Origin of the sequence: Psychrobacter urativorans (assembly GCF_904846695.1) — a bacterium.
GTDB lineage: Bacteria > Pseudomonadota > Gammaproteobacteria > Pseudomonadales > Moraxellaceae > Psychrobacter > Psychrobacter urativorans.
Genome location: NZ_CAJHBR010000048.1, coordinates 1 through 2,976 on the forward strand (window position 1 = coordinate 1; position 2,976 = coordinate 2,976).

Sequence of the window (2,976 nt, forward strand, 5' to 3'; positions counted from 1 at the left end):
AATCTATATTCATCTAATACGCTGTATGGCTCTGGCATCTCGACTGCAGGAATATCTTGGAAGACATCCCAAAAGTTCTCGTAGGTAAATTCCATCTCACGGCCACCACGTATGATGTAGCCATTCTCAGCATTACCTGAGCCATCCATGGAGCCGCCTGACACCTCCAGTTGCTCTAAAAAAGTAATGTTTTCTGCTGGTACTTTACCATCGCGAATGAAGTAGTAAGCACTAGATAAGCCCGCGATACCGCTACCGATGATATAGACTTTACTGTCTTTATAAGCGTCGGTTGGTCTACCGATATTGCGTTGATAGTTACCTATTTTGTCAGCAAACGGCAAGGTGTTTTGCGGGTAATGGTGTGGATAGGCTTTATTAGCATCTGGTTGATGTGGAAAGCTGTCGATAGTTTTTTGTTTTTCATTAGTCTTTTTCATTATTATCCCCTTAGTGGGTTAAAGAATCTTATAACTCAGTGTTGTTTTAAAATGAAGCTGCTATTAACTTAAATATTTATAGGTCAGTGATTAAATGAGAATATAGTTATTGTTTACTGTTTAAGACGTTATTAACTTCTTGAGAGACTAAATTGAATCTACTTCTTAGTTCATTAGAAATCTTATTTGGTAAGTCTTTTAGTTTTTTTAATTTAAAAGCAAGGTATGCACTATAACAACCACTGGTGATCAGGGCTAAACCAGTCCATATAACAACTGTCATGCCACCAAGTACAGGGTTAGCTAATAAGATAAAGGAGAAAACAATACCGACAACCCCTATTGCTGCTAAATACCCCCAGTCAGAAAAGCCATATTCCTTTAACTCGAATGAATGGCTGACAGCACTAATGGAACGAAACAATACTAAAAAACCCACATAAAAAAGCAAAGTGGCTTGCGATATTGCCGGGTTAACCACCAAAAGAACACCAACAATGAACGTTAAAATCCCAAGGACTAAAAACCAACCCCAGTTATTAAGTAGCTTTTTATTTAATAAAGAAAATGTAATTTCAGAAATGCCTGAAATAATAAAAGATATGCTGAACAAAATAGCGAGTGCAGCATAAGACTCAAGTGGTGAAACAAAGGTATATATCCCGGTGGCAATAAAAATAATGCCCACAACAAGTAAAATATACCAATGATGGATGGTTCTATTGATGGTGCCAAAGATATTTCTAGCGATTGAACTCATTTTTATCTCGATATCTATGTATGTTGCAAAATAACGGCGCGATATAATATTGGGTATCTTTAATGCAAAAAAGCTATGAGGCAGATCATTGATCTATCTCATAGCTTTTTGGTACAGGTCGTGAAGAGGGATAAAATATAGTCTACATGCTGCTCAATAAATTCATCAGAAAAAGGGTCTTTCCCAGATAATCTTGCAAATTGAGGGGCAAATGTATAAATAGACGTGGCTGCACCCAGTAATAAGTAGCGAATATGCATACTGTCTCCTTGAGGAGCCAATCCTAGTTTTTGTGCTCTTCGAATAATATCCAGCTCTTCATCATAAATAGTGCGTAAATAGTTTTCGACAAACCAGTCAAGTCTTTCCGAATCTCCTTGATTAGCCTGTATCAAAAAATGATGAATATCGGGGTAGTTGGCACAAAACTTTATAAAATCTTTTAACAGCACTTTCACTAAAGTACGAGCTTCAGCATCTTGCATGTTTCTGCGCTTCTCAAAATTGTGTTCACTGTAAATCTCAAAACATAATTTTGCCGTGGCTTTCCACAACGCTTCTTTGGAACCAAAATGATGGCTAATCAAGGTATGGTTCACCTCTGCTTTTTTAGCAATGGCGCGCGTTGAAACACCATCAAAACCTGTTGAAGCAAACTCGGTAAGGGCTGCTAATAATATCTTATTTTTAGTTTGTAATGAGCGCTCTTGCTCTGCACGTTTCACAGGCTTCCCTTATTTATGTTAAGCTTCTTAATCCTTATATTAACCAACTGTTCAATTATCAAATGTTAAGTTATATTATCTTTTTGTTTTATTGTGTAATTATTATATGTAGTAGTAAGCGCACGGCAGTAGATTTGGTTTGCCAAGCATTAATTTAAAGGTTCGATGTTCAAGCGGTACAACTGTTTCGATAATATCCCTATAGAGAGCTTTTAGGTACGTTGAAGAATGATTTAGCGTATAGCAAGGCTATAAAAGAATTTCATGCCATTATCAATATTACTAAATATATTGAGCTTGAACACAGCTAGATTAAGATTCAAAAAGGTTTGGTCTATAAAATGCCAAGACAAATGTAGTTTGATCATTATCATCAGGCTGAGTAAATAAAACTTCTTAAGTTAATGTCTGCGGGATTGACAGCATAGGTCAATCAGCATCATATCGCTCACGAGTTTCACTGTGAGCGGCTCTAACCAGTAGCTCAGACTGGTTACAATGTATCTGTTGCTCACTAATATCGCGATTTATCCAATCGTCATAGCTTGATGGCTTAACATTTAGCACGCGGCACATAGTGGTGATGCTAAAGAAGTGCTGGTTGTCTTTGACAAAGGCGTACCTGATTAGCTTTGCTTTGCGAAGTACGCTGTCGCCTTTTTTAGGATCTCTCGTTTCTCTTCAGCTACTTTAAGCTGCCGCTTGAGCTGCTTTATTTCCTGAATAGCTGCCATAAGATTAGGATCATACTGCTCAGTTCCTGCAAGTTTGCCTTGATTAGCTTTATTGTGCCAATTAGATAACGTTTGCATCTCTATTTCGAGCTGCTGAACAGTTGCACTCAAGTTACGATTGTTGTCTGTTATCTTTTTGACAGCTTCTACTACAAATTGACTGCCATGTTATGCCCTTTTAATGCCATGTATCTGATATCGTTCTCTTAGGCTTATATGTGTGTAGCTCACGGTTGCAATCTTGCTTTGGCAGTGGATAATGATTTTGAGGTTAGGGCATCTATGCCTATTTTTTATCTGCTCAGCCAAATATTTAC

The 2,976-nt window shown here is 37.5% G+C and carries 3 protein-coding genes and 1 pseudogene; all 4 read right to left on the reverse strand.

Annotation, left to right across the window (positions count from 1 at the left end; all coding sequences use genetic code 11):
* On the reverse strand, positions 1 to 440 hold a 440-nt coding region (locus JMY09_RS14210; protein WP_201624590.1), incomplete at its 3' end, for an oleate hydratase.
* A 106-nt stretch (positions 441 to 546) separates the two neighbouring features.
* Positions 547 to 1,200 carry an HdeD family acid-resistance protein gene (locus JMY09_RS14215; RefSeq protein ID WP_227677382.1) on the reverse strand — a complete coding sequence of 218 codons (654 nt, stop codon included), beginning with the start codon at positions 1,198 to 1,200 and terminating at the stop codon, positions 547 to 549.
* Positions 1,201 to 1,298: 98 nt separating this feature from the next.
* Positions 1,299 to 1,925: a TetR/AcrR family transcriptional regulator gene (locus JMY09_RS14220; RefSeq protein WP_201624592.1), complete on the reverse strand. Its 627-nt coding sequence runs from the start codon at positions 1,923 to 1,925 to the stop codon at positions 1,299 to 1,301.
* A 432-nt stretch (positions 1,926 to 2,357) separates the two neighbouring features.
* Positions 2,358 to 2,791 (reverse strand): annotated as a pseudogene (locus JMY09_RS14225) (IS3-like element ISPar1 family transposase); the annotation flags it as partial.
* Between the last annotated feature and the right edge of the window lie 185 nt (positions 2,792 to 2,976).

Excerpts from the sequence above, each read along its gene's own strand:
- JMY09_RS14215 (WP_227677382.1), bottom strand. The coding sequence starts at position 1,200 with ATGAGTTCAATCGCTAGAAATATCTTTGGCACCATCAATAGAACCATC.